Source organism: Burkholderia glumae LMG 2196 = ATCC 33617 (assembly GCF_000960995.1).
GTDB lineage: Bacteria > Pseudomonadota > Gammaproteobacteria > Burkholderiales > Burkholderiaceae > Burkholderia > Burkholderia glumae.
This window is the reverse complement of sequence record NZ_CP009434.1, coordinates 2,109,203-2,135,320: the sequence shown is the minus strand read 5'-3', so window position 1 is coordinate 2,135,320 and position 26,118 is coordinate 2,109,203. Positions and strand designations below refer to the sequence as shown.

The following is a 26,118-nucleotide window of genomic DNA, read 5'->3' as shown; positions in this document are numbered from 1 at the left end:
GTTGGGTCGCCCTGCCACCCGGTCGGGACAAATTGCGTCCCGTGTAACAGGTACTGATTCCTGTTGACCCTACTGCCAAAATCTTGGCAAACTACTGTACAAACATACAGTATCAGGGCCGGGTTGGACGGGAGAGATGATGAGCGGGAACGGAGGGAAGCGGAGCGGGTTACGGTGCAGGCCGGGGGATCTGGCGATCGTGACAAAGTGTGGGGTGCCGGAGCGGATCGGGCTGATCGTGCGCGTCGTCGAGCGTTGCACTGACTCAGGCTACGATTGGCTCACCGAAGTACAAGGTCCAGGCTATCCCGGCAGAGACATTCGAACAGGGTTGCGCGGCCTGTGCAAAGAAGCGCTTGTCCATGATTGGAATCTGACCCCTATTAATGGTCAGCATCTTCAATGCCGCCCCGAACAAGGCGCTGCTGATCGTCTCCACGAAAAAGCCTGAGTGTCTGGCGAAGAACTTTGAAGGCCTCAGCCCCGAGGCCATTGTTGTCTGCGTCAATGATCGCGGTTATCAGGGCGCGGCTTTCTGGGCTTAACTTCTGCGATTTTTCTGATGTAGATTCGTGAGCCACATCATTGACCACCTTGCTGTTTCCCACCAACGCCGCCGCCGCCATGACTTCAAGAGCGATGCGGGGGCTAATCTCCTCAAGCCCACACCCGAACGCCTTGGCGTAAGCGATAGCTGCCTCTCGCCCGATGGGACGTTTGGCCGTGATGTGCTGATAGACCATGGCGTCGCCGCCCGGTATGGAGTTGTCAGTAGCGAACTCTTTACGGTTCGGAACGCCGCGAAACCTTTCAGCCAAATGCTCCGCTTCTTCGGAAAGTGTCCAGATTCTCATGTAGCGATGCTATGTAACTTTCAATGAAGCGTGGCTTGATTTGTTGATGAAGCGCTGCTACATTTGCGCCATGGACATCCTTACCTACCTCATGGCTCGCAACACGTCTCAGGCTGATTTTGCAAAAGCCTTGGGCGTCTCCCAGGGTCTCGTGTGCCAGTGGATCAAAAAGCGCCGTCCGGTCGCTGCCGACCGTTGCGTCGCCATTGAGCGCGCTACTGATGGCGCGGTCACCCGCCGCGACCTTCGCCCCGACGACTGGCAAGACATCTGGCCCGAGCTTGTGCAGCCGAAGGAGGTTGCGTGACCACTTCTGCCATCGAAATCGAGATCCCTGTCGACGCCGCGCCGCTTCTGACTGCGCTCGACAAGCTGCTCTGCTCGATTTCCGAACATCCCGAGCTGGCGCCGATGCTGCGGGAAGAACTGTCGAAATCTGCATCGATCGGTGCCGCGCTGATGACCCCAGCCCGCGCATTGTGATCGCGCCGAGCCTCGGAATCCGGGGCGGATCGCATAGGTCACTGCCTCGCAGCGATGGCCAGCCGATCGAGCATCGCGCGTAGCGAACTCGAGGGCTCAACCGACGTAGATGCTTTGGTGAACGCGATCGTTGCCTCGCAGTACGCAACGAAACATGCGAGGAACGAACCGTCTCGGCTCTGCATGAAGGCCTGCAAGTAGTGCAGCAGAACCTTCGTGGCGTTTGAGTCCGCGCTGGTTGCGAGCAGGGCAGCGGTGAGGTCTTCGATCTGCTCGCTGGTTTCATCTTTCATAGGACTTTCTCTCATGTGCTGGATCGATATCAATCTTCGGGCGGCCGCATGAAGCAGTTGAAGCGCCGTGCCGAGTTCCGCAAGGAAGTGAAGGCGACGATGCCCGAGCGGACTTACGAGGCGTGGCTTGCATGGAAGGCCCTGGTTGGCATCGATAGCGACAGTGCTGCCATCTGCCGTATGGCCGACCTTTTCTTGCTTGGTGCAGTTGGCACTTTGCCCGCTCAGTTGGTGGGCGTCATTGTCGAAGTTTCCCAAAGTGCCCCGGGGTGATTGATGGCTAAAGACAAGGTAGAGCAGGCCGTGGAACTGCCTTTGGCGGAAGCAGCCGATCTGGCGACGCGTGCGGCCGCGAACGGCGTATCGACGCCCGAATATTTGGGAATCCACGTCCTGCGTAGTGCTTACGGTGCTTTGCACCCGATCGTGGCTCGCTTCGAGGCACGGGACGTTTTTGGGACAGAACGGGACGGAAGAAAAGTGATTTTTTTAATCTTTACAAATAGTAATACTAACCGAATAGAGCGCGGGGTATGCGATGCGTGAGTATGGAAAGATACACGGTCGCTTTTGGACTAGCCGCACTATCCGGTCGTTGACTGACGACGGTCGAATTCTTGCCGCATATCTTCTGACGACCAACCACGCGAACATGCTTGGCTGTTTTTATATGCCAGCGGGATACGTTGCCGAAGACCTGAAGTGGAGTATCGAAAGGGTTAGGGAAGGGTTTGCTGAACTGTTTCAGAAGGGTTTCGCAACCTTCTCGGAAGGGTCAAATTGGGTAGTTATCCACACGTTCCTTAAGTGGAACCAGCTTGAGAACCCGAATGTTGTCAAGGCAGCGGTCAAGTTGTTCGATCAAATTCCCGATGACTGCGGCCTCAAGCCTTTACTGGCGAGGTTTATCGGAAAGTACGAGAAGCGTTTCCCTGCTGCGAAATTGAACCCTATCGAAACGGTTTTGGAACCCTATCGAACACAGGATTGTTGATTTCCACCGAGTCTTAACCCACCGATTTCATCTAAATCTGACCCACCCCGAGACAGCGTAGTACATCTATTCCGGTGTGGATAACTCTTCGTTACCCGCTGGTTTTGCCGCTCTTTTTCTTGTTGTCTTTGCCTTGGCAGAACTGGTCCTGAAGCGCCACGATTCATTGCCCGTTTCGACGATGTGGCAGTGATGGGTGACGCGGTCCAGCAGCGCCGTCGTCATCTTTGCGTCCCCGAACACGCTCGCCCACTCGCCGAAGCTGAGATTGGTCGTGATCGCGACGCTCGTGTGCTCGTATAGCTTTGAGAGCAGATGGAACAGCAATGCACCGCCGGTCTGGCTGAACGGCAGATAGCCCAGTTCGTCGAGGATCACCAGGTCGACGTACATCAGCTTGTGGGCGATCTGGCCTTGTTTTCCGATGGACTTCTCCTGCTCCAAGGCGTTGGTCAGCTCGACAGTCGAGAAGTAGCGCACGCGCTTGCCGTGGCGCTGTACGGCTTCGATTCCGATCGCTGAGGCGAGGTGCGTCTTGCCGGTGCCCGGACCACCGATGAACACGACGTTGTGCGCGCTTGCGAGGAACGACAGCTCGCTCAGTTCGCGCACCAGCGCTTCGTCGACGTGTGCCTGCGCGAAGTCGAAGCCCTTCAGGTCGCGGTGTGCCGGGAAGCGAGCGGCGGTCATCTGGTAGGCGATCGAGCGCACCTGCCGTTCGGCGGTTTCAGCCATCAGCAGCTGCTTCATGAAGCGCTCCGGGTTGAACTCCGTGTGACGCGACTGCGCCAGCAGCTCCGGCCACGTGCTCGCCATGCCATGCAGTTTGAGCCCCTTGAGCTGGGCGGCGATGTCGTTAGACATGACGGTCCTCCGGTGGGTTGGCACGCAGGGTTTCGTAGCGGCTCACGTCGGCGGCCGGCTCTTCGGTAAGCTGGAGTTTCGTCGTCGCGAGGTTGGTGCTCGTGGTGGGTGCCTTCAACCGGCTCAGCACGTTCAGAACGTGCTCTGCGCTGGGGCGTCCTGAATCCAGCGCAGCCTGTACGGCGAGCAGCACCGCATCGAGCCCGTGTTCGCGCACCGCAGCGAGCACCTGCGGCATCGTGATGAACGGTGCGCCGTTGCGCAGTGCGCCGGGTTTGCGTTCGACCAGCGTGACGTAGTGGCGCCAATCGTAGAAGGTCATGTGCCGCTCGAAGCTGCGTTCGTGGCGTGCGATCTCCTGGGCGTTGGCGACGACGCTGAGATATGCCGGATAGCAGCGCACGCTCACCAACTGGTTCGTGTACTCGGTGGGCACGCTGTAGCGGTTGCGCTGGAAGTGAATCAGACTGGTCGACGAGACTCGCAGGGTCTGCTCGATGTAGCCGTCGAACGGCCGTGGATTGGGCATCAGCCTGATGCGCTCGTCCTGCAGCACGTCCTCGACTGTCAGCTCGGGCCACTGCGGGTGCCGCATCTGCCAGGCCTCACGACACTGACCAGCGACCCATTCGTTTAGGATCTCCAGCGTTTCCCAGCGCCGTAGCGCTGCTTCGTGCCAGATCTGACGTCGCCGGTCCTGAACGTTCTTCTCGACGATGCCTTTCTCCCAGCCGGCGGCACGGTTGCAGAACTCTGGCTCGAACAGGTAGTGACTGCACATTGCTTCGAAGCGCGCGTTGACCGCGCGCTCCTTGCCGCGGCCGACCTTGTCCACGGCGGTCTTCATGTTGTCGTAGATGCCGCGCCGGGGCACGCCGCCGAACGCGGCGAATGCGCGCGCGTGTGCGTCGAACAGCATCTCGTGACTCTGGGTGGGATAGGCGACCAGCCAGAACGCCCGGCTGGAGTTAAGTTTGACGTGGGCGACCTCCAAGCGTCGCCGCAGCCCGCCAACAAACGCATATTCGCAGCTCCAGTCAAACTGGAAGGCTTCGCCGGGTTCGAAGGCGAGCGGCACGAAGGCCTTCCTGCGAGGCGCCTCAGCCTGCTCCTCGTGCCAACGCCTCACGAATGCGCTCACGCGGCCATAACTGCCGGCGTAACCCTCGGCGCGGATCGCCTCGAACATGAACCGGGCGGTGCGCCGGTCACGCTTTGGGCGATGACTGTCGGCACGCAGCCAACCTGTCAGCTGTGCGGCCCAGTCGTCGATGACGCTCGGGCTGACGCGCTTCGGATACTTCGGCTCGACGGCATCAGTCTGCCGCAGCCAGCGGCGCACCGTGTTTCGGGACAGGCCCGTACGCCGCGCAATCTCGCGCAGCGGGACCTTCTCGCGGAAATACATCCGCCTGATCTTGGCCAATATGCCCACCGTGATCACCTTTGTATCCCCTGCTCAAAGATTGAGCAGGGCATTCAATCACGTGGGTCAAAATTCGATGAAAATTTTCAGCTCTAGTGGGTCAGTTCTGTGCGGACATCAACAACTGAGCCGTTCCGCGGAGCGTGGAGGCCGGTTGGCGTAAGTTGAGCAGGACCGTCAGCGGCACGTCCGAGTGGCCTTGGATCGTTCCAGCCGGCGCGTTGTCGTGGCGATGCCGTGGCTGCCGGCCGATGGCCAGACAGCCCCAAGCGCCTCTGGGTTGAGGCACGACATCCGTGGCTGAGCACGGTCACCGGCAAGCGCTCACCCGGTGCTGAGCGAGCCACCAGCGGCGCGTCCGGACCGGCTCCGGCGAATTCGAGCGGATCGTCACGGTTGTCTTCCGAGGCCGGAAAGATCCGGACAAGTCCGGCCGTCGCCCCCGCGCGCCCACGGCGCGCGGTTCAGCGCGGTTCAGCGCGGTTCAAACGCCCAGGTGCGCCAGCCACTGCGCGAGCGCGGGGTCCTCGAAATCGCGGATCGTCTGGTGCGCGCCGGCCTCGCGCAACTGCGTGTCGCCGAGCGCGGTGCGCATGCCGAAGGTATGGATGCCGGCCGCGCTGGCCGAGCGCACGCCCGAGGCCGAATCCTCGAACGCCACCGCGCGCGCGGCATCGCCGCCGAGCGCCTCGAGCGCGGTGAGGTAGGGCAGCGGATGCGGCTTGCCGTGCGCGAGTTCGCCGCCGATCACGAGCGTCTCGAAGCGGGCGGCGAGACCGAGCGCCTCCAGCATCATCCGGGCATTCTCGCGCGGCGCGTTGGTGACCACGGCGCTGCGCGCGCCGGCGCGCTCGATGCGGCGCAGCAGCGCCTCGGTGCCGGCCGTCGGCGTGAGGCGCGCGCCGAGCTGATCGCGAAACAGTTGCTCCTTCTCGGCCGCCAGCGCCGTGAACTCGGCCGCCGGCATGCCGGGAAACAGGCCGCCGAAGATCATGTGGTCGGGAAAGCCCATCACGTGCGTCTTGTAGTAGTCGAGATCGATCGCGCGCTGCCAGCGCGCGAGCAGCGTGTTGTAGGCGTTCAGGTGCAGGGCGTCGGTATCGACGAGCGTACCGTCGAGGTCGAACAGGAACGTGATGTCGCTCACTTCGGGGAGACTCCTTCTGAGGCTTGGTAATGGGCGGTGCGCGGTCTTGGCTCGCGCAGCCCGGGCAGGAACGGCAGCATCAGGAGCGGGCACGCCACCAACAGCGAGAACGCGGCGCGCATGCCGATGTGCTCCGACAGCATGCCGAGCAGGAACGGCGCGACCAGCAGCGCGACGCCCACCGCCTGCGAGGCGCGCGCGCTCAGGGTCGGCCCGGCGTCGGGCGCGGCGCGCATCGCCGCGCCGAGGATCAGCGGGAAGAAGTTGCCGAGACAGGCGCCGAGCAGCGCGGTGAGCGCGGTGGTGACGGCCAGGTCGCGGGTGGCGTGCAGCGCGCAGAACACCGCGATCGCGCCGAGCGCGACCGCGGCCAGCAGCGTGAGCGGGTGCAGTCGGCGCAGCAGCGCGCTGCTGGCGAGGCGGCCGGCCACGGTGCCGCCGAAATAGACGCTCATCAGCGTGGCGGCGGCCGAGGCGTTGCCGGCCACGGTGTCCTTCAGGAACTCGGCACCCCAGAAGCCGACGCCCCATTCACCCGAGATGCCGAGGATCACCAGCGCCCACAGGCTCACCAGCAGTGCGCGCGGCGCCCGCGCCGCGGCACCGGCTGCCGGTTGCCCGGGCGCGCCGGGGCCGGCGTGCAGCGCGGCCTCGTCGCGACGATAGGCCGGCACCGGCCACGCGGCCAGCGCCACCGCGATCAGCGCCACCAGCACCGGCGCGACGCGCCACGATGCGCCGGCCGAGGTCGCGGCGCCGATCAGCAGCGCGCCGCCCAGCACGCACAGCCCGGCCACCACGTGTGCCTCCACCAGCCGCGCGGCAGCCTGCTCGCGATAGCGCGCGCCGAGCTTGGCCTGACCGATGGCGAGCACGAGGCCGCCCGACAGGCCCATCGCGACGGCCGCCAGCAGCGTGACGGGCAGCGCGCGCGCGAGCGAGAACAGGCCGCTCGACACCACGATCGAGAGGATCGCGATCTGGCCGAGGCCGGTGGGCAGGCGGCGGCGCGTGAGCCAGCGATAGGGCAGGCCGATCGCCACCAGGCCAAGCGCATAGGCGGCGAAGTGCAGGCCGACGGCACGCAGGTCGAGGCCGAGTTCGGCGCGCACGAACGGCATGGCCGGGCCGAGCATGCCCTGCTGTACGCCGTACAGGCCGAACATCAGATAGAGCATCCACGGGCGGCCGGCATCGAGGCGGGTGGCCGGCGCGCGGCCGGCCTCGGGGGAAACGGAATCGGTCATGTCGGAGCAGGGTGGTCGTGGAGAGGGCGCCGGCGTGCGGCACACGCGGCGGCGGCCCGGGCAGATCGAGCGGCGCCGGTTCGGGCGTGACATCGAGATCGTTGGCGACGCCGGTCTCGGCTGGTGCGCGACAGCGGCGGCCCGCGCCCGCGTCGCGACAGGCTCCACTGTGCCATAGTGCCGGCTGATCGTGGCGGCTTCGGGCGATGGCATCGAGCCGGGCGCGCGCTGCGCGGGCAGGCAATGCGAGGAGCCGTACACCTCGAACTCGTAGCGCCGTGGCCTTGCTCGCTCGGACGGTCCTGCGCCTTTCAAGCGGAACATCCTAGGCGATCATGCCGCCGCTCGGGGCGCGGGCAGCGTCGCGGAGCATGCCTCATCGGGCCGCTGAGCCGCCAGGCTCGAACGGGGCCGTTTCCGGCTGCGCAACGCGACGTCATCGGCTCGCGATGCGGGGATGCCCGGGGCGGGCCCTGAACACGGCACTAGCTGCCGCTGCAAGGCCCCGTCGACCCGCGCATCTTCAAGACCGCCGGCACCACATGCCCGTGCCGCCGCGGCTTGCCGTCCAGCGCATCCAGCAGATGCCGCGCCGCTACCACGCCGATCTCGCGCGTATCCACATGCATCGTGGTCAGCGACGGCCGCGCCTCGCGCGCGATCGCCAAATCGTCGAAGCCGGTCACGGACAACTGCCCGGGCACGGCAATCCCCAGCTCTTCCGCTTCCCGCAGCACCCCCAGCGCGATATGGTCGTTGCCGCAGATGATCGCGCTCGGCCGCGGTCCGGCTTGCTGCCAGATCGAGCGCAGGGCGCGCCGGCCGAAATCGAGCGTGGCGTCTCCCTCGAACCGATGCTCCGGCCGCACCGTCAGGCCATGGCGCGCAAGCGCCGCGCCGATGCCCGCCAGCCGGGCCTGCACGCGGTCGTTGCCGTGGGTCGACTGGAGGCAGACCGCGAAAGCGCGATGGCCCAGCCCGACCAGGTGCTCGGTGATCTCGCCGTAGGCGGCGTGGTTGTCGAAGCCGATGCAGTCGTGCGGGCTGCCCTCGCGCCACGCGTACAGCACCACATAGGGCACCCGCCAGACGCGCAGCGCATCGAACAGCGCCGGCGGATGCGCCTCGCCCACCACCGCGATCGCTTCCACGCCGCGCGCGAGCATCGCATGAACCTGCGACAGCGCCTCGTTCGGGTCGTAGTTCGAGCAGCCGAGAAACAGCGTGATGCCGCGCGCGGCGAAGCTGGCCTGCATGCCGCTGACCAGCGAGGCGAACACCTGATCGTCGAGCGTGGGGATGACGATGCCGGCGATATGGCTGCGGGTGGAGGCCAGCGCTCGCCCGGCCGCATTGGGGAACCAGTTCAGTTCCAGCGCGGCCTGCTCGACGCGCGCGCGCACGCGCTCCGACACCTTGCCGGGCTCGTTGTAGACGCGCGAGACCGTGGCGGTCGACACCCCGGCGCGCTTCGCCACGTCGGACAGGACCGCCCGCCCGCTGCCGCGGCGCGCGCGTGCGCCGGTCGAGCGCTGGGCCGGCAACGGTTCGCCGTCTTCAGGGGCCGGGGCGGCGGCGGAATCGGAGGAGCGGGGCATCGACAGTCGGTTTCGTGCAGGCGGTTCGCCATCTTACCCGCTGCGGACCGGGCGGCGCCCCGCTCAGGCTCCGGCGGCGATGCGCGCGCGGAAATGCTCGGTGCCCTCGACGATCTTGTCGAGCACGGCATCGAGCGCCCAGAAGCGCTCGCGCACGTCGTAGTCGATCGCGCGGCAGCGGATCGACTGGAAGGTGCCGATGCGCTGGTGATAGAGCTTCGCGAGAGCCGGATAACCAAGCGCCTCGGACACCGCCGACAGCACCAGGAAGGTCGAGAGCTCCTGGGCCAGCGCGGGGTGCTCGTCGGCACGATTGCGCAGCCAGTGGTACAGATCCGGATGGAAATTCGTAAACACGCCGTTGAATCCGCCCGAGCCGGCCTTCATCGCATCCCAGGCGATCGCGGCATTCGCGTTGAGGATCGTCATCGGCGAGCCCTGGGCCAGTGCGACGCGGCGCTTGACCGTGTCGAGCTCGCAGCTGACGTCCTTGAGCATCACGAAGCGGCCCGTGTCGATGCAGAGCTTGAGCTCGTCGTCGGACAGCAGGCGCCGGTAAGGCGCCGGGCATTCGTACAGACCCAACGCGATGTCGGACGGCAGGCGCTTGAGCAAGCGGTGCAGGTTCGCCGCGAACGCCTCGCTGCCCTCGCGGCGCGGATCGAGCCGGTTCGTCACCAGCACGATGCCGTCCGCACCCGTTGCGGCCGCAACGTTCAACTCCTCGGCCTGCGCGTCGGGGTCGTCGCTGATGTGGCCAGACACCACCACCGGCACCCGGCCGGCCACGCGCTCGACCACGAAGCGGCCCAGCGCGCCGCGCTCGGCCAGACTCAGGAACTGCATTTCGCTGGACTGGGCGACCGCGAACAGCGCGTCGCTGCCGTGCGCGAGATACCACTCGATCAGCCGTTCGAGCCCGGCGTAGTCGATCGCGCCGTCCTGGTCGAACGGCGTCAGCATGACGGGAACGATGCCTTCGATCGGTTGCGGCGCGCGTGCCGGTGAGAGGGGGGATGTCATGTCGATGTCCTGCCGTGTGGGGAGTGGGGTAGGGGCGGCTCAAGCCGGCGCACGCACCGTGCTGGCGGGTTGCGCCTCGCCTTCGATCGGCTTGCGCACCAGGAACAGGTAGCTCATCGCACCGACGAAGGCGATCGCGGCGGCAGTCAGCAGGGCCGGCACGAAGGACCAGGCCTGCGCGATGTAGCCGGTGAGGATGGGCGCCAGCGCGCCGCCGAGAAAGCCGCCGAAATTCTGGATCGCGCCGAGCGAGCCGACGCGATTGGGCGGTGCCGCGGCCGTCGCGAGCGCCCAGGAGCAGGCCGAGGCGGCATTGGCCAGGAAGATCACCACCGAGATGCAGACGATGGCCACCGTATTGCTTTCCACCAGCGCGGCCGGCACCGTGAAGGCCACCATGCCGAGCATCGCGATCACCACCGCGTTGCGCCGGCTCGCCACCGGCGAGGTGCTGTGCTTCGTGATGAGGTCGGAGAACCAGCCCGCGCCCAGCGCGCCGAGGAAGCCGCAGAAGAAGGGCAGCGAGGCGGCCATGCCGGTATGGAGCAGCGTCATGTGGCGCTGCATCGTCAGATAGCCGGGCAGCCAGGTCAGGTAGACCCAGTTCAGGTAGACCGAGCCGAAGAAGCCGATCAGCATGCCCCAGGTGGTCAGGTTCGAGAACAGGGCACGCCAGTCGGCGAAGCTCAGGCGTTCGGCGGCCGGCGTCTCGGCCGCGCCGCCCTGCAGATAACGGGCTTCCTCGGCCGTCAGCACCGACGGGTTCGGGTCGCGATAGACGGCAAGCCAGATCACCGCGACGACGAGGCCGAGCGCGCCGGTGACGATGAAGGCCCAGCGCCAGTGGAATTCGGCGACGAGCAGCGACAGGCAGAGCGGGGCGAGCGCGGTGCCGAGCGGCGAGGCGGCATTGAAGATCCCGGTCGGCTTGCCGCGCGAGCGCAGCGGAAACCAGTTGCTCACCACGCGCGCGGCGGACGGAAACTGCGGCGACTCGCCGATGCCGAGCACGATGCGCGCGACGATGAACCAGCCGAAGGTCGAGACCATGCCGCCCGCGGCCTGCGCGAGCGACCAGACGATCAGGCCGATGCCGAGCAGCCGGCGCGGCCCGATGCGATCGACGAGACCGCCGACCGGCAGTTGGAACAGGGCGTAGCTCCACGAGAAGGCCGACAGCAGCAGCCCCATTTCGCCGAGCGAGAGGCCGAGATCGTTGCGGATCAGCGGATTGGCGACCGCGAGCGTGCCGCGGTCCAGGTAGTTGACGATGCCGCTCACCATCAGCAGCGTGAGGGCCACGATCTGGGCGCGGCGCACGCGGGGTGGGGTCTGCTCGGGCGTGAGGCTTGGTTTCATGCTGGTCGTCTCCATGCGTCTTCTTGTGGGGCTGCGGCAGCGGCTGCGCGCAGGCGGGTCTATCGGGCGGCGAGGGCGGCGGGCCCGGACGCGGTTCGCGCCCGGGCCTCGGCCTGCGTCGGGATGGATGCCTGCGCGCCCTGACGCTGAACGCTGAGCGCGGCGGCCTGCTGGCCGAATTCGATCGCCTCGCGCAGGCTCGCGCCGCGCACGTGCTCGGCGGCGAAACCGCCGACGAAGGTGTCGCCGGCGGCCGTGGTATCGACCGCCTCGACACGCGGCGCGGGCAGATGGCCGGCCTCGCCGCCGTGTGCATACCAGACGCCCTGCGCGCCGAGCGTGACGATCACCGTCTGCACGCCTTTCGCGAGCAGCCAGGCCGCGGCTTCGCGGGCCGAGGCAGGGCCGTCGACGGGCAGGCCGCTCAGCAGTTGCGCTTCGGTCTCGTTGAGGATCAGGAAGTCGATCTGCCGGTACAGCGCGTCCGGGAGCGGCTGCGCCGGCGCGGGGTTCAGCAGCACCGGCGTGCCGGCCCGTGCGGCGAGCGCCACGGCGTGCAGCACCGTATCGAGCGGCACCTCGAGCTGGCAGATCAGCAGGCCGGCCGCGCCGATGGCCTCGCGTGCCGCCTCGACATGATCGGGCGCGAGGCGGGCGTTGGCGCCCGGCGAGACCACGATCGTGTTCGCGCCGTCCTCGGCCACCGTGATGACGGCGGTGCCGCTCGTGGCGCCGGCGATCGTGTGCAGATGGGCAGTGTCGATCCGTTCGGCCTGCAGGCCGTCCCGAAGCTGCGCGCCGAAATCGTCGGCACCGACGCAGCCGAGCATCGCCACCGACGCGCCCAGGCGCGCCGCGGCCACCGCCTGATTGGCGCCCTTGCCGCCGCCGAACGTCGCCAGATCCCCGCCCAGCAAGGTTTCCCCGCGTGCGGGCAGGCGCTTGGCCTGCACCGTGAGATCCATGTTCGCGCTGCCGACCACCAGCACCGAGGCTGGCGCCCGCGGATTCGTCGGCGTGATGTTAGCGCTTACATTTTGGGGCGTGCAGGAATTTTGCATGGGCAAATCGGCGGTGACGGGAATGAGGACGTGAAATGTTAGCGCTTACATGGACGATGCCGGAGCATAGCAGGCAAGCAGCGAGGGCCGGCAGTAGGGGAACTCCTTAAGCCGGGCTTCGGGTTCCCCTGTGGGCGACGCGTACGTGCTCAGCGCGCGGCGGCGGACGCGCTGTTCGCCTGCTGCGACACCTGCGTCAGGATCTGGCTGGCCGAGCCGAACGACGGGTTCATGTAGATCTTCGAGAACGAATGACCCGCGGGATCGGTCAGGAGATGCACGCCCATCGAGAAGTTCGCGGGCAATACCGTCTGCACGAGGCCGAGGCTTCCGATCACGGCGTCCGAGCTCGAGGTCAGGTAACTGGAGCCCGGCAGCAGATAGCGCGCCGCGTTGCCGACATTGACCGTGCTGATCCTGCCTTGTGCGTGCTCGGGGCCGGTGATCAGCACGTTCGTCTCGAAGTTGGCATACAAGGAACCCTGGGAGTGGCCGACCAGCACGATTCCGCGCTTCTGCTTCAGATACGCGCGATACTGGTTCAGATGGTCCGGCAGTTCCGGCACCTCGTTCTTGGTCAGGATATCGATGTATTTCTGTTCGAGCGCGGCGTCCATGCCGCTCGCCGGCAGGCTGTCGCCGTCGACCGCGCGCCAGAAATCGGCCGGACTCGATCCCTCGACCGCCTTTTGCTTGAACACCTGGTAAAGATCGCTGAAGGCGCCCTGCGTCGCGTTGTAGGCGTTGCCATACACATAGGCATTGTTCGCATTGCGCGCGTTCAGCTGGGTCTTGAGCACCTGCAGGTTCGCGATCGCATCGTCGAAGGTGTTGTTGATGCCGTTGACGAACACGATCGCCGCGTTCGAGGGCGCGGCGGCGGCCACGGCCGGCGCCGCATTCAATGGCAGCGAATAGGGCAGCGCGAGCAGCGAGCCGCACATCATCAGGCTGGCGAGTTTTTTCATCGGGCAGGGATCCTTGAGTGAGGGGAGGGCACGGCACCGCATGCTCAGTTCTGTAGCGAGCCCGGGTCGAAGCCGCAGGAGCGGGGACCGGGATCGTCGAAGTACTGGCCACCGGCAAGCGATTGAAAACGGATGTAGGCCTGCGTGTCGGCCTCGGTATCGAGCATCACCGCGCGCGTCTCCTTGATGCGGCCCAGCATGGCCTGCTGGTCGACGCCGGACTTGGCGAGCACGGCCTGGCTCAGCGCGCATGCAATGCCCTTGGCGATGGCGTTGCCGGCATCCTTCGCCTCGGCAGGGTTGTGCACGTCATGAATGGCCTGGCTCCAGCCGTAGGCGATCTGCGTGAGGGCTTCGCGGGTGACGGCGGAATTCGCATAGTCGGACGCGATGTGCTCGATGACGCGGGAAGGCAGGGGGGGCGGTGCGCGGCGCGGCGCCGAAGCCGACGAGGTGCCGGAGAACCGGCTTGCCATCGGCGCGGCGGCGGGCCGGGCAGCAGGCGCGGCCTGGCCTGCCGAAGTGGACGCGTCCCGCGCCATGCCTGAAAAAAACCACACGAGCACGCCCGCCGCGAGTCCCGCGGCGACGAAATATTTCCAGCGCATCGTTGTCCTCGATTGTTTCTTGTTTATTCTGAATTTGCTTGGCTGTTCATCACTTTTTGACGAACAAAATATTCGTTAAGCATGCCAAGCAAGATTGAAGATGGCATGACAGCACATATCCGGATAATCGGCTAGAGCAGGCTGTTGAAATATCTTGACCGTAACCAGGCAAGCGAGGTCTTCAGGGGTGTCCTACCCCTTGTCGAGGCGACGCGAGCGGCATATGTGCCGTCCTGAGACGCCGAACTTTCCCGCCGAACTTTGCGCATGACATCCGGGAAACAGTATGGCAACGGCCTGGTAGAGGGCGCCACGCCGGCACCGCAGCGCTGGGTCGAGGCATGGGCGCCCGGCATCGGCTCGAACGAGGCGGTGTGTCTTCCGGTGCTCGGCCCACCGGCGAGTCCGTGAATATTTGCAGCAATGGACGGATTCCGGTGCGACTGGAAGCGGCCGGCTGCCAGGCAATTCGATGCCGGCCGGCGGCACGACCTTATCGGCCCGGATAGCGTTGTGCAGGCGCGGCATGCCCGCGCTCGCGTCGTCGCGTAGCAAGGTCGGACCGGGCCGGTTGCCGGCCACGATGGACGCTCCGCGCGCCCTGGAAAGGATCGCTCAAGTTTTGACGGGCCGTGCCGTAAAAATGCTTGCAGGCACCGCACCATCATCGCGGCTCCCGGCATCGACTGACACAGGATTGAAACACGTCATTCGAGTTCTGCAAAGAATTTGCGTAGTAGGCGTTGTCGGCACGGTTGCTGTTTCGCTGCGTGCGGCGGAGGAGGGATGAAATTTCTATTATTAGGGGTTTTTGGAGATAACCGCCCCGCAATAATTTTTGTTTCGATTTACACATTGGGAAGGCAACATGCTCGGAATCAATACTAACGTCAACTCGCTGGTCGCTCAGCAAAACCTGAACGGCTCGCAGAGCGCCCTGTCGCAAGCCATCACGCGCCTGTCGTCGGGCAACCGCATCAACAGCGCCGCTGACGATGCCGCCGGTCTGGCGATCGCCACGCGTATGCAAACGCAGATCAACGGCCTGAACCAGGGCGTGCAGAACACCAACGACGCCGTCTCGCTGATCCAAACGACGTCGAGCCAGCTCTCGTCGCTGACGAGCAGCCTGCAGCGTATCAGCACGCTGGCGACGCAAGCGGCCACCGGCACGCTGTCGTCGAGCGACCAGGCCGCGGCCGAGAAGGAAGTGGCCCAGCAGATCCAGGAAGTGAACCGGATTGCTGCCCAAACGAACTTCAACGGCAAGAACCTGCTCGACGGTTCGGCCGGGATCGTGACGTTCCAGATCGGCGCGAACGTCGGCCAGACGGTCAGCCTGGACCTGAGCCAAAGCCTGTCGGCGGCGAAGATCGGCGGCGGCCTGGTGCAATCGGGCACCAACGTCGGCACGATCCAGAACATGAGCCTCGACGCGAACGGCGCGGCCACCACGGCGGCACAACCGGCCATCACCTCGGTCAACGTGCTGTCGGACGGCAAGGGCGGCTTCACGTTCACGGATCAGAACGGCCAGGCACTGAGCACGACGGCAGTCGGCGCGATCTTCACGACGGGCACGGCAGCCGGCACGGGTACGGCGGTCACGAACCTGACGCTCGCCACCGGCGCCACCAGCGGCATGACGACGGCCCAAGCCAGCGCGGCGGCCAACATGATCTCGCAGATCAACTCGGTGAACGCACCGCCGACCGTGTCGAGCCTGAACATCAACAACGCGACGAGCGCCAACCAGGCCATCGTGTCGGTCGCCAACGCGCTGTCCACCATCAACAACCTGCAGGCCACGCTCGGCGCGACCCAGAACCGTCTGCAAGGCATCGCGCAGACGCAGCAGGCCAACTCGACGAACCTGTCGTCGGCGCAATCGCAGATCCAGAGCGCGGACTTCGCGCAGGAAACGGCGGCGCTGAGCAAGGCGCAGGTGCTGCAACAGGCCGGCATCTCGGTGCTGGCACAAGCCAACTCGCTGCCGCAGCAGGTTCTGAAGCTGCTGCAGTAAGCGACAGGCGGGCCGAGCAAGGCTAGCCGCTGGCGGTAAGGCGTTTTCTCGGCCAGGATACGGACCGGCAATCGGTAACGATGCCGGTCCGTCGCATTTGATGCCTTGCGGGCCCGGTCCAGGGCAATCCAGGCAAGCCATGCTGGCGGCCCGGCTTGGCGCCGTCACGCGGACGTTTCCCCGAAGCGTCGGTTGCACCAGGTCGCGGCAAAGCGGTGGGGGCAAGCCCATACGGCTCGCAACACCAATTCCCCGCGCCTCGCCTCCGTGGCCACGCCTGGCTGAACCGGAACCGACGCGGCAAGCCGCAGTGGATATTGGGTAGTCCTCTGCAATGCCCTTGTATCGACATTCCGCGCAACAATGCCGGCCACTATGCGATGTCGTGGCTGAAGCTGCCGCCCGCTCGCTCGCGGCCGCCACGGCCCGGCTCGCGGTCTGTCCGGAGATACCGGGGCAAATTCGACACGACGACGAATAAAAAAAGCCGCCCGTCCGCAAGCTCGCGGCCGGGGCATAAACTATGGCCGATGGGGGCCGCCGGCGGCTCGCCGCGGGCACGACAAGCCGCGGCGCGCCGGCTTTGCGCGACCCGCTTGCCGCGTCCGGCAAGGCAGGCGCCGCCGCGAGGCCGTCGCCAAGGCGCCAGGATCCTCCGCCGCCGGCTTCGATCCGGTGCGCGGCCCGTCGTGTCGCGCCATGCCGGCGCGTGTCCCGAGCCTCGTCTCAACCCACCAGAGCGCCAGTCCCTATGAATCTACGCAGCGTTGATCTGAACCTGCTGGTGGTGCTCGATGCGCTGCTGAGCGAAAAGCACGTGACGCGGGCGGCCACCAAGATCGGGCTGAGCCAGTCGGCGATGAGCAGTGCGCTCGGGCGCCTGCGAACGCTGCTGCAGGACGATCTGCTGATCCGCAACGCCTCGGGCATGGAGCCGACGCCGCGCGCGCTGGAGCTGGAGGAGCCGCTGCGGCAACTGCTGCGCCAGGCCGAGCGGCTGATCAAATCGAGCAGTTCGTTCGATCCCGCCACGAGCGCCCAGCATTACCGGCTTCGCATGTCGGACGTGCTCGAGCATCTGCTGATGCCGGCCCTGCTCGAACAGCTCGGGCAGCTGGCGCCGCGGGTGACGATCGACGTGGTGCACCTGCCGCCGCGCCAGACCGTGGCGGCGCTCGACGTGGACGATATCGATCTTGCGGTGAGCATGGGCCTGGAGCATACGGGCGCGGTGCGCGCGACGCCGCTGTTCGAGGATCGCATGGTGTGCGTGCTGGCGCGCGAGCACCGGCACGCCGGGGACGAAATGACGATGGAGCTGTTTCTCGCGCTGCCGCATCTCAAGGTGTCGATCAGCGCAACCGACGGCCGCTACGTGGACGCCGCGCTGGCGCGGATGCAGCGGGTCAGGAGCGTGGCGCTGAACGTGCCGCACTGGCTCGTGGTTCCGCACTTGTTGCGCCACTCCTCGATGATCGCGGTGATGTCCGAGCGGCTGGCGCGGCGCTTCGCGCAGGACGGTCTCGTGATCAAGGCGCTGCCGTTCGAATCGACGCGGTTTCATTGGTCGATGTACTGGCACCGGCGCCACGACAGCGTGCCCGCGCAGGCGTGGATGCGCGAGCGGATTCGCACGGCGGCCGGCGGCCTGACCTAGCGCCCGCGCGCGCCCGCCGCCCGTGCCGTGCGGCGCGGGGGCGAGGGCAAGCGCGGCTGCGGCCCTACTCGTCGATCACGGCCGGGCCGGAGACGACGCTTGGCACCGGCGAGAACGACGCGCCGAGCGCCTCGAACTGCGTGAGGAACTCGGGAAACGAGCAGATCACGTCCTGGAAGCCGTCGATGTGGCACGGGCGCCGGAACTTCAGCGAGGCGACGAACAGCGACATGAAGTTGCGATGGTCGCCGCAGCTGGTGAGGATCTCGCCGCCCTCGTAGTCGCTCCTGCCGCGCGTGACGAAGCCGTCGATATCGCCCTGCCGGTTCCAGAGCAGCTTGATGTCGGCACCGAGCTTGGCCGCCTCGGTGACCATCGACTCGATGCGCGAGGACTTGTGCAGGCGCGTGACCGAGCCGCCCACCACGCGGAATTCACCTTCAACGAACAGGCTCAGCGCGACCAGCGTCGGGATGATGTTCGGGCCGTCGCTGACATCCACCTCGTGGCTGCCGGACAGCCGGGCGTGAACGCTGGACACCAGCAGCTCCTGCGCGGCATCGTCGTGCATCACCTTCACGCCGAGCGCCTGCACCACGTCGATGAAGATCTGCTCGCCCTGCAGCGTGTCGCTGGTGATGCCGCGAATCACGTACTCGCCGGGGAACACCGCGCAGGCGAACAGCAGGTAGGACAGCGAGGTGTAGTCGGCATTGATCCGCGAGTCGAACGCGACGTACTCGCCCGGGCGCACGGCGAAGTGGCTGAACCGCTCGTCCACCTCGATATCGATCGACGCGCGGCGCAGGAAATCGACGGTCTGCGCGATGTACGATTTCGACAGCACCGGCTCGCGCTGACGGAGCGTGATGGGCTGGTCCGACAGCGGCGCGAGCAACAGCAGCGCGGTGACGAACTGCGAGCTGACGTCGCCGGGCAGCTCGGCATGCGTGCGCGAGATCCGCTGCCCCCAGTTGATCACGGGCGCCTTGCCGGCATCGCCGAGGTGCTGGAGGTTCGCGCCGAGCGAGCCGAGCGCGTCGAACAGCGGCTTCATGACCCGGCGGCGCAGCGTGTGATCGCCGGTCAGGATGGTGGGCGAGCGGCGCATGCAGGTGATGGCCGACAGCGTGCGGAACACCAGTCCCGAGCCCTTCGCGTCGATCACGAGGGTGTCGTGCGTGAACTGGCCGCCCACGCCGTCGACTTCAAGGAAGCCGTCGTGCTCGCTGATTCGCGCGCCGAGCTGGCGGCAGGCTGCTTTCATCGTGTCGGTTTCGAGGCAGCGCAGGTCGTTGTGGATGCGCGAGCGGCCGGTGGCCAGGCTTGCGGTGACGATGGCGCGCTGGGTCTCCGGCTTGGAGGCCGGCACGGACATCACGGGTTTCAGGTGCGATGCGGGATTCACTCTCAGGTACATGATGACCTCGGTTGTCTGATGGGGCGGGGAGATCGGCAGGCGGCGCATCACGCGACCGCGTAGCCGGCTGACTTCATGTCCGACATCTGCTTGTTCAGATGCGAGCCCTCTTGCACTTCATAGAGCGAACCGAAATCGCGCTCGGCGATCGGCAGGTGATGCAGGCCGGCTTCCACGCGCGCCACGCGGGACGCTTGCCCGCGCAGCAGCCGCACGCCCGGCTCGTTGTGGGCCGCGTGGGGCCCGAAGTAGATCGGGAACGAATCGGCGGCGCGGTAGGCCGGCAGGAAGGTGCGGCGCGGCAGGTTCGAGGTGTTGCGCGCGGACGCATGCAGGGTCAGGCAATGCAGGAACAGCACGCCGCCGGACTGGACCTCGACTTCCACTGCCTCGGCCTCGGCCACGTCCCGCACGGTGCCGCGGAAATAGCCGTCGATCTCATGGGAGCGGAGGCCGCGGCGGTGCGAGCCGGGAATCACGCGAAGGCAGCCGTTTTCGCGGGTCGCGTCGTCGAGGAAGATCAGCGCCGTGACCAGATCCGAGTTGGTGTGAGGGTAGTAGGAAAAATCCTGGTGCCACTTCACGATGCTGCCCACCTTCGGCCCTTTCATGTTGATCTTGCTGTAATGGAACATCACGTCGTCGCCGATCAATTGCTGAATGCAGTCGAGCAGCGCGGAATCGGCGGCCAGCCGCTCGAACACCTCGTGCTTCTGCGTGGGCGACCAGATGCGCCGGACCGTTGCGCCGTCCTGCGGCTCCATCTCGAAGGCCTTGCCGAGGTTGGCCGGATCGAGCAGTTCGTCGATCGCGCGGATGGCCTCGCCGACCTTGGCCGCATCGAAGAGATTGTCGACCACCACGAAACCATGATGGGCGTAGAACCTGGCTTGTTGAGCAGAAATCATCACTTCTCCTTCATCGAAAAAAGAAAGCGAATGCCGCAAGGCGGGCTGGCGCCGGTTTCGAATGGCGAGTGGCTGCCATCCCGACGCGTGCTGGTCGGTTTTGAAACGAGTGCCGGGCTGGATGAAGCGAATCTGCAAAGAATTACCGATGATGCGATGCTGCAAGGTTGCGCGGCCGGATAATCAGCATGCCAAACTGTTGATCAACAGAGTTGCCAGGCCTTTCTAAAAAGGGAAGAGATGCGCCGCTCAGCTACGGTGGTGCGGAAACAAGGCCGGCCGGCGTTTCGGCCCGCGCTGAAAGTCGTGTGCAGCGCCGCGCGAACCAAGCATAAGCAGCGGGTTGGCGGATTTGAAGTTGATAATTAAAATGCCGTTATTTATTTGATGAATGAAAATTCGGATGAGTCGATCCGCTGCGGCATGCCTGATTTTTGAATAATGGGCGTGAGTAGGAGAGCGTGATCGGGGAGCGGGGCCGGGCAGTTTTAAATTCGCCTGTCAATCGAAAAAAATGGCAATCGAAAATATCGCTGCCGGCACTGGATGATTCGATCGCCGGCCGTGACGCGGAGCGTGATGCGCACCGCGAGCCGGGCCGGACGTTGCGCGCTCAGGCTTGCCGCCGGTACGGCAGCAAGCGGAAGCAACTGACCACGGTGCCCATCAGCGCGAACCCGCTGCCGGTCCAGAGCGCGACGATCGGGCCGTGCGTGCCCGCCGCGTGAAAGCACAGCGCCACCAGCGCGGCGCCGAGCGTCTGCCCGAGCAGGCGTGCCGTGGCGACGATGCCGCTGGCCGCCCCGCTGCGCCGAGGCGGCGCGCTGCCCATCAGCGCCTTCAGGTTCGGCGCCTGGAAGAAGCCGAAACCGGCACCGCACAGCGCCATGCGCCAGACGAGCGCGAACGACGAGGGCGCGGGCGGCAGCGTGGCCAGCGAGGCCATGCCGATCGCCAGCGCCAGGAGCCCGACGCTGCCGAGCACGCCGGCCGGGTAGCGATCCGAAAGGCGCCCGGCGATGGGCGCCATGACCGCCACCACGGCGGGCCAGGGCGTCATCAGGAAACCCGTGGCGACCTGGCTGTTGCCGAGCCCGATCTGCAGGAAGAACGGCAGCGAGACGAACGCGCAGCCCTGCGTGGCGAACGAGCAGACCGAGGTGAGCGCGGACAGCGAGAACACCGGGCGCCGGAACAGGTCCACGGCCAGCATCGGCGCCGGATGGCTGGCCTGGCGCCGCAGCAGCGCGTAGCCGCCCAGCGCTGCGATGACCCATTCGGCGATGACGGTGTGCGTCATGCCATCGTGCGCGATGGTGCCCAGGCCAAGGATCAGGAATGCAAAGAAAATCGCGCAAAGCAGCGCGGCGGCCATGTCGAAGCCGTGCCGGGCGCGTTGCGTGACCGGCAGTGTGCCGGCCGCCATCGCGATGGCGGCCAGGCCCACCGGCACGTTGACGAGGAACAGCCAGTGCCAGGTCGTCACGGACAGGATCGCCGACGCCACGGTCGGGCCCACCGTGAACGACACGGCCACCACCAGCGCGTTCAGTCCCACGCCGCGCCCGAGCAGCCGTGCCGGATAGGAGAAGCGGACCAGCGCGGTATTGACGCTCATGATGGCGGCCGCTCCCACGCCTTGCAGCGCGCGCGCCGTGGCGAGCGTGGGCAGCGACCACGCGAGGCCGCAGGCCAGCGAACTGGCGCTGAAGAGCGCCAGCCCCGCGATGTAGACGCGCCGGTGTCCCGCGATCTCGCCCAGCGACGCGAACGGCAGCAGCGTCGCGACCATCGCCAGCTGATAGGCGTTGACCACCCAGATCACGGAGGCGTGGTCGGCACCGATACTGGCCGCGATGGTGGGCAGGGCGGTGTTGGTAATCGCGGTGTCGAGGGTGGCCATTGCGACGGCCAGTGAAATGGCGATCAGCGCCGCGATCCGTTGGTTCGTCGGCAGGCCGTCCTGATGCGGGACGCGCAGCGACTGCAGGTGGTTGGCGGACATGGCGAGGAGAGAAATGGGAGAGCGGATACTCTCGCATCGCCTCGCGAATGAATCCAATGGATGTTTGAAATGGAGATATCCGCTGAATGAATGGTGAAGCGGGGTGACCCGGCCCGCCGGCCGGCCCTTGCCGGGCCGCGGCACGGCATCGATGGCAATGCTTTCATTTTCATTCCTGCATGCCGACGATTGCCGGTGGCGCCGCGAGACCACGGCACCGCAAGCGGCCATGGCGGGCGGCCGGCAAGCGGGTCGGTAGGCGTGCTGCAAGCGGCCCGACGGTCGATATTGAGTGCGTTTTCTTTGGAATTTGCGAGTACCTTTTACTTCCTCGCATCAATCGCCGGCCCGCTTCGTGCCGATCATGACAATGCTGTCGGCTTCATCAAAAAAAGTTTGACGGACAATATATTTGGTTGCATTCTGCCTGCCAATCGAAAGCGGTCGGTTCGATTGCCCATAATCCTACAGAAACCCGACGATATATTTAAATTCAATTTCACGAAAAGAGCGCGCGGTTTCGGATAAGCGCCGCGACGGATTTTCGCTGGACGCGATCATATCAATATGATTGGCAGTCCTGCATTGCTTTGGTGCGAGAGCCGCTGATGCGGGTGCGGTTCGCATGCAGCATGGATGGGTCGTGCTTCTAGAAGAATAGTTCGGATTGCAGATCGTAATTTGAATACCGGGTCGATGACATGACGAATGCCTGATGGCGCTCGCGGCGCCGGGCGGCTGTCGTCCGACGAGGGGGGATCTCGTTGCATCCTTGTGAAGCCATCACCCAAGGAACTGGCCACCTTGCTGGCAAGTGGTCCATGGCCGGCCGGCGGTAGCGCCGCCGGGTCTGCCGCGGATCGTCGTTCGGAACGTCCAGGCTTTCGAATCCCCGAACGCCGGACACCAAACAGCATTGCTTCCATTGGAGAAAACAGATGCGATCGAGGACCTTGCTTGACATGCATGACATTGCTCGCGCCGCGGTGGTCCTGGGTGCGGGGCTTGGCATCGGAATGGCCGCGCTGCCGGCCGCCCATGCCGCACCGACGGCCGGTGCGCTGGTCGACCAGGCGCAGCTGCAGGCCGAAGCCGCGGCGCAGGCCGACTGGCGCGAGAACGTTCGGCAGTTCGCGCCGCAGGCGGAGGGCTGCTATCACGCCAGCTATCCGAACCTGAAATGGAACAAGGTGGCGTGCGGCCCGGTATCGGGCTATCGATCCGCCCGCCCCAATCTCGCCCGGCTGAACGCCACGCGGGCGTTTCGCGCCGCCTCGCAGCAGGTGGTCGGCAACGGCACCGATTACTCGATCCAGGCGCCGGCCGGCGCGCTGATCAGCGCTGCGGTGGGGAGCTTCCCGTCGGTCAGCGGCGTGCGCTCGGAGAAGGGGGTCAACGCGCCGTTCGGCTCCGGCCAGAGCAACGGCATCACGGGCGCGAATCAATACACGCTGCAGCTGAACACCAACCTGTTCCAGGGCTCGGCGGCGTGCAACGGCTATTCGGGATGCTTCGCCTGGCAGCAGTACATCCTGGTGTCGGACGACGTGAATTCGTCCGGCACGGCGCTGACCGGCACCTCCGACGTGTTCATCCAGACCTGGCTCATCAATTACGGCCAGGACGTGGACGGCGGCAACACCAACATCTGCCCCAGCGGCTATACGGACGCCGGCCAGGACCAGGACGGCGACGACTGCTACCGCAACAGCCCGTCGGTGGTGGTCGCCAAGCAGCTGCCGATTACCGCGCTGGCGAGCCTGAAGCTGTCGGGCAGCGCCACCACGAACGGCACCGACACGGCCACCGTCACCTATGGCACGCAGGCCTACAGTTCGTCGGTGAAGGACAACGTGTCGGATATCGCGAACGGCTGGACCCAGGCGGAATTCAATGTCGTGGGCAACGCCGGCGGCTCGCGCGCGGACTTCAACTCAGGGTCCTCGCTGACCGTCAAGGTCGCGGTGAACGACGGCTCGACGGCCGCGCCGAGTTGCGTCGGGCCGAGCAGCGGCGGCACCACCGGCGAGACCAACAATCTCACGCTCGGCAAATGCACGGCATCCGCCGGCTCGGGCTCGACCTCGCCGTCGATCCAGTTCACCGAATCGAACTGACGCGATGATCGCGCTTCGCGCCTGAGGCCTGCCTGAAGCCACGCCGAGGCGGCCGCGCCGCCTCGGCGCAGCGGCACGCGCGCCGCTCCGGGCTTCAAGCCTGCAGCCTGAAGAAGCTGACCGTGGCGTGCAGGTCGCGCCCCTGCGCGCTCAGCGATTCGGAGGCCGCCGCGATTTCCTCGACGAGCGCCGCGTTCTGCTGGGTGCTCTGGTCCATCGACGCGACGGCCTGGTTGACCTCGTCGATGGCGCGGCTCTGTTCGTTGGCCGCGGCGGCGATCTCGGTGGTGATCTGCGCGACGTTGCCCACCGCCGCGTTCAGCTCCGCGATGGTCCGGCCGGCCAGCCCGATCCGGCTCGCACCCTCGCGCACGTTGCCGACCGAGGTCTCGAGCAGCGACTTGATCTCCTTGGCGGCATCGGTCGAGCGCTGCGCGAGGTTGCGCACCTCGGAGGCCACCACCGCGAAACCGCGGCCGCTCTCGCCGGCGCGCGCGGATTCCACCGCCGCGTTGAGCGCGAGGATGTTGGTCTGGAACGCGATGCCCTCGATGATCCCGACGATGCCGATGATGCGTTCCGATTCGCTCACGGCCGCCTGCATGGTCTTCGCGGCGTCGGCCACCGCCTCGTCACCGCGGCGGGCGGTGGCCACGGCGCCGGATGCGATCGCATTGGCGTGCTTGGCGCGGTCGGCGGCCTCGCGCACCGTGCCGGCGAGCTGCTCCATGCTGGCCGCGGTCTGCTGGATCGAGGCGGCCTGCTGTTCGGTGCGGGCCGACAGGTCGTTGTTGCCGGCCGAGACTTCGCGCGAGGCGGTTTCGAGGTGCGAGATGCTCGACGACACCTTGACGAGCACGCCGTGCAGCTTCTCGACGAACGCATTGAAGCGGCCCGCCAGCAGCCCGACCTCGTCGTTGTTGACGATCGGCAGGCGCCGGGTCAGGTCGCCGTCGCCCACCGCGATCTCGTGCATCGAGCCCGCGAGCGTGCGCAGCGGCACCGCGATCTGCCGGCTCAGCACGACCATCGCGAGCAGCGCGACCACGATCACCAGCGCGCCCGTGCCCACCAGCTGAAAGGTCAGCCGGTTCGCGGCGGCCATCATTTCCGCCTCCGGCTCGAGCGCGTAATAGCGCCAGCCGTTCTTGGGCGAGGTGTAGGCATAGGCCTGGTAGGGGGTCGAATCGATCGTCACGGCGGTGCGGCCGTCGGCGGCCGACGCGAGCTGGGCGTAGCCGTCGCCGAGCGACTTGAACTCCTTGAATTCGTGGCGCTTGTCGCGCGGATCGATCAGCACCCGGCCGTTGTTGTCGGTCACGATCAGGTAGCCGCTCTGGCCGAAGTGGATGTCGCTCGTGAGCTTGGCGAAGCCTTCGAGGGAGAGGTCGCCCTCGAGGGCGCCCAGCACCTCGCCGCCGGCGTTCCTGATCACCCTTGCGAACGGGATGATCGCGCCGCCGGAGCCGGCCGCACTCAGGTACGGCGCGGGCCGCGCCACGCGCCCCGGGCTCTCCATGGCAGCGATGTACCACGGCCGCTGACGCGGATCGTAGTGATCGCCGTTCATGGTCTCCATCGGCCACTGCACGTAGCCGCCCCAGTGCGTGCCGATGTCGAGGTAGCGCATGTCGGGGTGCGCATCGCCGAACTGCCTGAGCACCGTGAAAATGCGCTGCTCGACGCCGCCGTTGCTGTCGGGCGTCATCTTGCCGGTGTGCGTCAGGTAGTTGGTGATGGTGGCGTCGGCCGACATCAGCTCGGGGGTTTGCGCGAGATACGTCAGATTCTGCTCGACTTCGCTGAAGGTGCCGTCGAGCGAGCCGTCGGCCTGCGTGATGCGCGCCCGGCTAGATTGCTCGAACTCATTGATGGCCTGGTGGCGCACGTTCAGCGTGCCGACGGTGGTCAGGATGGCAACGCTGAGAACCAGCGCCGTACCGAAGGCAAGGTTGATCTTGAAGCCGATCGAACTCGAGACTTTCATGGCGATTCTTCCGAGTATGGTTGGGACGTGCCCGGAAGCGGCTTCGATAGCCCAGCCGGCAGACTTGTTCTCGTCA

At 66.0% G+C, this 26,118-nt stretch carries 26 protein-coding genes; 10 read left to right on the top strand and 16 right to left on the bottom strand.

Features of this window, described 5'->3' with window-relative positions:
• Positions 1 to 383 precede the first annotated feature (383 nt).
• Positions 384 to 854, bottom strand: a complete 471-nt coding sequence (locus KS03_RS31205; RefSeq protein WP_017432951.1) for a hypothetical protein — start codon at positions 852 to 854, stop codon at positions 384 to 386.
• 46 nt (positions 855 to 900) lie between these two features.
• Here KS03_RS31205 and KS03_RS09780 point away from each other — a divergent pair, with 46 nt between their 5' ends.
• Both KS03_RS09780 and KS03_RS09775 read left to right on the top strand, forming a co-directional pair.
• Positions 901 to 1,161 carry a transcriptional regulator gene (locus KS03_RS09780; protein ID WP_230674559.1) on the top strand — a complete coding sequence of 87 codons (261 nt, stop codon included), beginning with the start codon at positions 901 to 903 and terminating at the stop codon, positions 1,159 to 1,161.
• Positions 1,158 to 1,337: a hypothetical protein gene (locus tag KS03_RS09775; protein WP_017432953.1), complete on the top strand. Its 180-nt coding sequence runs from the start codon at positions 1,158 to 1,160 to the stop codon at positions 1,335 to 1,337. The genes KS03_RS09780 and KS03_RS09775 overlap by 4 nt, the downstream gene beginning before the upstream one ends.
• A gap of 38 nt (positions 1,338 to 1,375) precedes the next feature.
• On the opposite strand, the gene KS03_RS09770 is transcribed toward KS03_RS09775, so the two are convergent.
• Complete coding sequence (locus KS03_RS09770; protein ID WP_017432954.1) at positions 1,376 to 1,630, bottom strand: hypothetical protein; 255 nt, start codon at positions 1,628 to 1,630, stop codon at positions 1,376 to 1,378.
• 48 nt (positions 1,631 to 1,678) lie between these two features.
• Here KS03_RS09770 and KS03_RS09765 point away from each other — a divergent pair, with 48 nt between their 5' ends.
• Genes KS03_RS09765 through KS03_RS31200 form a run of 3 tightly spaced genes read left to right on the top strand, consistent with a single transcriptional unit; the run spans position 1,679 to position 2,624 of the window.
• On the top strand, positions 1,679 to 1,903 hold the full coding sequence (locus tag KS03_RS09765; protein ID WP_017432955.1) for a hypothetical protein: 225 nt from the start codon (positions 1,679 to 1,681) through the stop codon (positions 1,901 to 1,903).
• A 3-nt stretch (positions 1,904 to 1,906) separates the two neighbouring features.
• A complete protein-coding gene (locus KS03_RS29800; RefSeq protein WP_080942747.1) occupies positions 1,907 to 2,176 on the top strand; it encodes a hypothetical protein in 270 nt (89 codons plus the stop codon).
• A gap of 49 nt (positions 2,177 to 2,225) precedes the next feature.
• On the top strand, positions 2,226 to 2,624 hold the full coding sequence (locus tag KS03_RS31200) for a hypothetical protein (protein WP_127913909.1): 399 nt from the start codon (positions 2,226 to 2,228) through the stop codon (positions 2,622 to 2,624).
• Positions 2,625 to 2,690: 66 nt separating this feature from the next.
• On the opposite strand, the gene istB is transcribed toward KS03_RS31200, so the two are convergent.
• The 10 genes from istB to KS03_RS09710 all read right to left on the bottom strand — a co-directional run bounded on the left by istB (position 2,691) and on the right by KS03_RS09710 (position 13,925).
• On the bottom strand, positions 2,691 to 3,488 hold the full coding sequence (gene istB / locus KS03_RS09760) for an IS21-like element helper ATPase IstB (protein ID WP_012732720.1): 798 nt from the start codon (positions 3,486 to 3,488) through the stop codon (positions 2,691 to 2,693).
• Positions 3,481 to 4,896 (bottom strand): IS21 family transposase, encoded by a 1,416-nt coding sequence (gene istA, locus KS03_RS09755; RefSeq protein ID WP_390886158.1) that lies wholly within the window; start codon positions 4,894 to 4,896, stop codon positions 3,481 to 3,483. Before istA ends, istB begins: the two co-directional genes overlap by 8 nt.
• A gap of 502 nt (positions 4,897 to 5,398) precedes the next feature.
• The gene (locus tag KS03_RS09750) at positions 5,399 to 6,061 is read right to left on the bottom strand and encodes an HAD family hydrolase (RefSeq protein ID WP_012733683.1); all 663 of its coding nucleotides are present in this window, start codon (positions 6,059 to 6,061) and stop codon (positions 5,399 to 5,401) included.
• Positions 6,058 to 7,308: an MFS transporter gene (locus tag KS03_RS09745; protein ID WP_012733684.1), complete on the bottom strand. Its 1,251-nt coding sequence runs from the start codon at positions 7,306 to 7,308 to the stop codon at positions 6,058 to 6,060. The genes KS03_RS09750 and KS03_RS09745 overlap by 4 nt, the downstream gene beginning before the upstream one ends.
• 485 nt (positions 7,309 to 7,793) lie before the next feature.
• A complete protein-coding gene (locus KS03_RS09735) occupies positions 7,794 to 8,906 on the bottom strand; it encodes a LacI family DNA-binding transcriptional regulator (RefSeq protein ID WP_230674454.1) in 1,113 nt (370 codons plus the stop codon).
• A gap of 63 nt (positions 8,907 to 8,969) precedes the next feature.
• Positions 8,970 to 9,929, bottom strand: a complete 960-nt coding sequence (locus KS03_RS09730; protein ID WP_012733686.1) for a dihydrodipicolinate synthase family protein — start codon at positions 9,927 to 9,929, stop codon at positions 8,970 to 8,972.
• 39 nt (positions 9,930 to 9,968) lie between these two features.
• Positions 9,969 to 11,288: an MFS transporter gene (locus KS03_RS09725; protein ID WP_026051453.1), complete on the bottom strand. Its 1,320-nt coding sequence runs from the start codon at positions 11,286 to 11,288 to the stop codon at positions 9,969 to 9,971.
• Between the two features lie 59 nt (positions 11,289 to 11,347).
• The gene (gene rbsK, locus KS03_RS09720; protein WP_012733688.1) at positions 11,348 to 12,277 is read right to left on the bottom strand and encodes a ribokinase; all 930 of its coding nucleotides are present in this window, start codon (positions 12,275 to 12,277) and stop codon (positions 11,348 to 11,350) included.
• Positions 12,278 to 12,498: 221 nt separating this feature from the next.
• The gene (locus tag KS03_RS09715) at positions 12,499 to 13,317 is read right to left on the bottom strand and encodes a hypothetical protein (RefSeq protein WP_012733689.1); all 819 of its coding nucleotides are present in this window, start codon (positions 13,315 to 13,317) and stop codon (positions 12,499 to 12,501) included.
• A gap of 44 nt (positions 13,318 to 13,361) precedes the next feature.
• Complete coding sequence (locus KS03_RS09710) at positions 13,362 to 13,925, bottom strand: hypothetical protein (protein ID WP_017432960.1); 564 nt, start codon at positions 13,923 to 13,925, stop codon at positions 13,362 to 13,364.
• 267 nt (positions 13,926 to 14,192) lie between these two features.
• Here KS03_RS09710 and KS03_RS32005 point away from each other — a divergent pair, with 267 nt between their 5' ends.
• The 3 genes from KS03_RS32005 (at position 14,193) to KS03_RS09700 (ending at position 17,605) form a co-directional block, all read left to right on the top strand.
• Positions 14,193 to 14,336: a hypothetical protein gene (locus KS03_RS32005; RefSeq protein ID WP_153478734.1), complete on the top strand. Its 144-nt coding sequence runs from the start codon at positions 14,193 to 14,195 to the stop codon at positions 14,334 to 14,336.
• Between the two features lie 457 nt (positions 14,337 to 14,793).
• Complete coding sequence (locus KS03_RS09705; RefSeq protein WP_012733690.1) at positions 14,794 to 15,948, top strand: flagellin; 1,155 nt, start codon at positions 14,794 to 14,796, stop codon at positions 15,946 to 15,948.
• 751 nt (positions 15,949 to 16,699) lie between these two features.
• Positions 16,700 to 17,605 (top strand): LysR family transcriptional regulator, encoded by a 906-nt coding sequence (locus KS03_RS09700; RefSeq protein ID WP_012733691.1) that lies wholly within the window; start codon positions 16,700 to 16,702, stop codon positions 17,603 to 17,605.
• A gap of 64 nt (positions 17,606 to 17,669) precedes the next feature.
• Here the strand turns inward: KS03_RS09700 and KS03_RS09695 are convergent, their stop codons facing one another.
• Together KS03_RS09695 and KS03_RS09690 are read right to left on the bottom strand one after the other, a co-directional pair.
• A complete protein-coding gene (locus KS03_RS09695; RefSeq protein WP_012733692.1) occupies positions 17,670 to 19,025 on the bottom strand; it encodes a 3-phosphoshikimate 1-carboxyvinyltransferase in 1,356 nt (451 codons plus the stop codon).
• A 47-nt stretch (positions 19,026 to 19,072) separates the two neighbouring features.
• The gene (locus KS03_RS09690; RefSeq protein ID WP_012733693.1) at positions 19,073 to 19,933 is read right to left on the bottom strand and encodes a phytanoyl-CoA dioxygenase family protein; all 861 of its coding nucleotides are present in this window, start codon (positions 19,931 to 19,933) and stop codon (positions 19,073 to 19,075) included.
• Between KS03_RS09690 and KS03_RS31195 the strand changes: the two genes are divergently transcribed.
• Positions 19,919 to 20,116 (top strand): hypothetical protein, encoded by a 198-nt coding sequence (locus KS03_RS31195; protein ID WP_127913908.1) that lies wholly within the window; start codon positions 19,919 to 19,921, stop codon positions 20,114 to 20,116. The genes KS03_RS09690 and KS03_RS31195 overlap by 15 nt on opposite strands.
• 430 nt (positions 20,117 to 20,546) lie before the next feature.
• On the opposite strand, the gene KS03_RS09685 is transcribed toward KS03_RS31195, so the two are convergent.
• Positions 20,547 to 21,938 carry an MFS transporter gene (locus KS03_RS09685; protein ID WP_012733694.1) on the bottom strand — a complete coding sequence of 464 codons (1,392 nt, stop codon included), beginning with the start codon at positions 21,936 to 21,938 and terminating at the stop codon, positions 20,547 to 20,549.
• Between the two features lie 962 nt (positions 21,939 to 22,900).
• Here KS03_RS09685 and KS03_RS09680 point away from each other — a divergent pair.
• On the top strand, positions 22,901 to 24,055 hold the full coding sequence (locus KS03_RS09680; RefSeq protein ID WP_012733695.1) for a hypothetical protein: 1,155 nt from the start codon (positions 22,901 to 22,903) through the stop codon (positions 24,053 to 24,055).
• A gap of 94 nt (positions 24,056 to 24,149) precedes the next feature.
• Here the strand turns inward: KS03_RS09680 and KS03_RS09675 are convergent, their stop codons facing one another.
• Positions 24,150 to 26,042 (bottom strand): methyl-accepting chemotaxis protein, encoded by a 1,893-nt coding sequence (locus KS03_RS09675; protein ID WP_012733696.1) that lies wholly within the window; start codon positions 26,040 to 26,042, stop codon positions 24,150 to 24,152.
• Positions 26,043 to 26,118: the final 76 nt, after the last annotated feature.

Coding starts and splice junctions, on each gene's coding strand:
- KS03_RS09780 (WP_230674559.1), top strand. CDS start 901: ATGAAGCGCTGCTACATTTGCGCCATGGACATCCTTACCTACCTCATG.
- KS03_RS09715 (WP_012733689.1), bottom strand. CDS start 13,317: ATGAAAAAACTCGCCAGCCTGATGATGTGCGGCTCGCTGCTCGCGCTG.
- KS03_RS09685 (WP_012733694.1), bottom strand. CDS start 21,938: ATGTCCGCCAACCACCTGCAGTCGCTGCGCGTCCCGCATCAGGACGGC.
- KS03_RS09765 (WP_017432955.1), top strand. CDS start 1,679: ATGAAGCAGTTGAAGCGCCGTGCCGAGTTCCGCAAGGAAGTGAAGGCG.
- KS03_RS09700 (WP_012733691.1), top strand. CDS start 16,700: ATGAATCTACGCAGCGTTGATCTGAACCTGCTGGTGGTGCTCGATGCG.
- KS03_RS09695 (WP_012733692.1), bottom strand. CDS start 19,025: ATGTACCTGAGAGTGAATCCCGCATCGCACCTGAAACCCGTGATGTCC.
- KS03_RS09730 (WP_012733686.1), bottom strand. CDS start 9,929: ATGACATCCCCCCTCTCACCGGCACGCGCGCCGCAACCGATCGAAGGC.
- istB (WP_012732720.1), bottom strand. CDS start 3,488: ATGTCTAACGACATCGCCGCCCAGCTCAAGGGGCTCAAACTGCATGGC.
- KS03_RS09770 (WP_017432954.1), bottom strand. CDS start 1,630: ATGAAAGATGAAACCAGCGAGCAGATCGAAGACCTCACCGCTGCCCTG.
- KS03_RS09710 (WP_017432960.1), bottom strand. CDS start 13,925: ATGCGCTGGAAATATTTCGTCGCCGCGGGACTCGCGGCGGGCGTGCTC.
- KS03_RS09725 (WP_026051453.1), bottom strand. CDS start 11,288: ATGAAACCAAGCCTCACGCCCGAGCAGACCCCACCCCGCGTGCGCCGC.
- KS03_RS09705 (WP_012733690.1), top strand. CDS start 14,794: ATGCTCGGAATCAATACTAACGTCAACTCGCTGGTCGCTCAGCAAAAC.
- KS03_RS09690 (WP_012733693.1), bottom strand. CDS start 19,933: ATGATTTCTGCTCAACAAGCCAGGTTCTACGCCCATCATGGTTTCGTG.
- KS03_RS09675 (WP_012733696.1), bottom strand. CDS start 26,042: ATGAAAGTCTCGAGTTCGATCGGCTTCAAGATCAACCTTGCCTTCGGT.
- KS03_RS29800 (WP_080942747.1), top strand. CDS start 1,907: ATGGCTAAAGACAAGGTAGAGCAGGCCGTGGAACTGCCTTTGGCGGAA.
- KS03_RS09745 (WP_012733684.1), bottom strand. CDS start 7,308: ATGACCGATTCCGTTTCCCCCGAGGCCGGCCGCGCGCCGGCCACCCGC.
- KS03_RS09735 (WP_230674454.1), bottom strand. CDS start 8,906: ATGCCCCGCTCCTCCGATTCCGCCGCCGCCCCGGCCCCTGAAGACGGC.
- KS03_RS31205 (WP_017432951.1), bottom strand. CDS start 854: ATGAGAATCTGGACACTTTCCGAAGAAGCGGAGCATTTGGCTGAAAGG.
- istA (WP_390886158.1), bottom strand. CDS start 4,896: ATGTATTTCCGCGAGAAGGTCCCGCTGCGCGAGATTGCGCGGCGTACG.
- KS03_RS09680 (WP_012733695.1), top strand. CDS start 22,901: ATGCATGACATTGCTCGCGCCGCGGTGGTCCTGGGTGCGGGGCTTGGC.
- KS03_RS32005 (WP_153478734.1), top strand. CDS start 14,193: ATGACATCCGGGAAACAGTATGGCAACGGCCTGGTAGAGGGCGCCACG.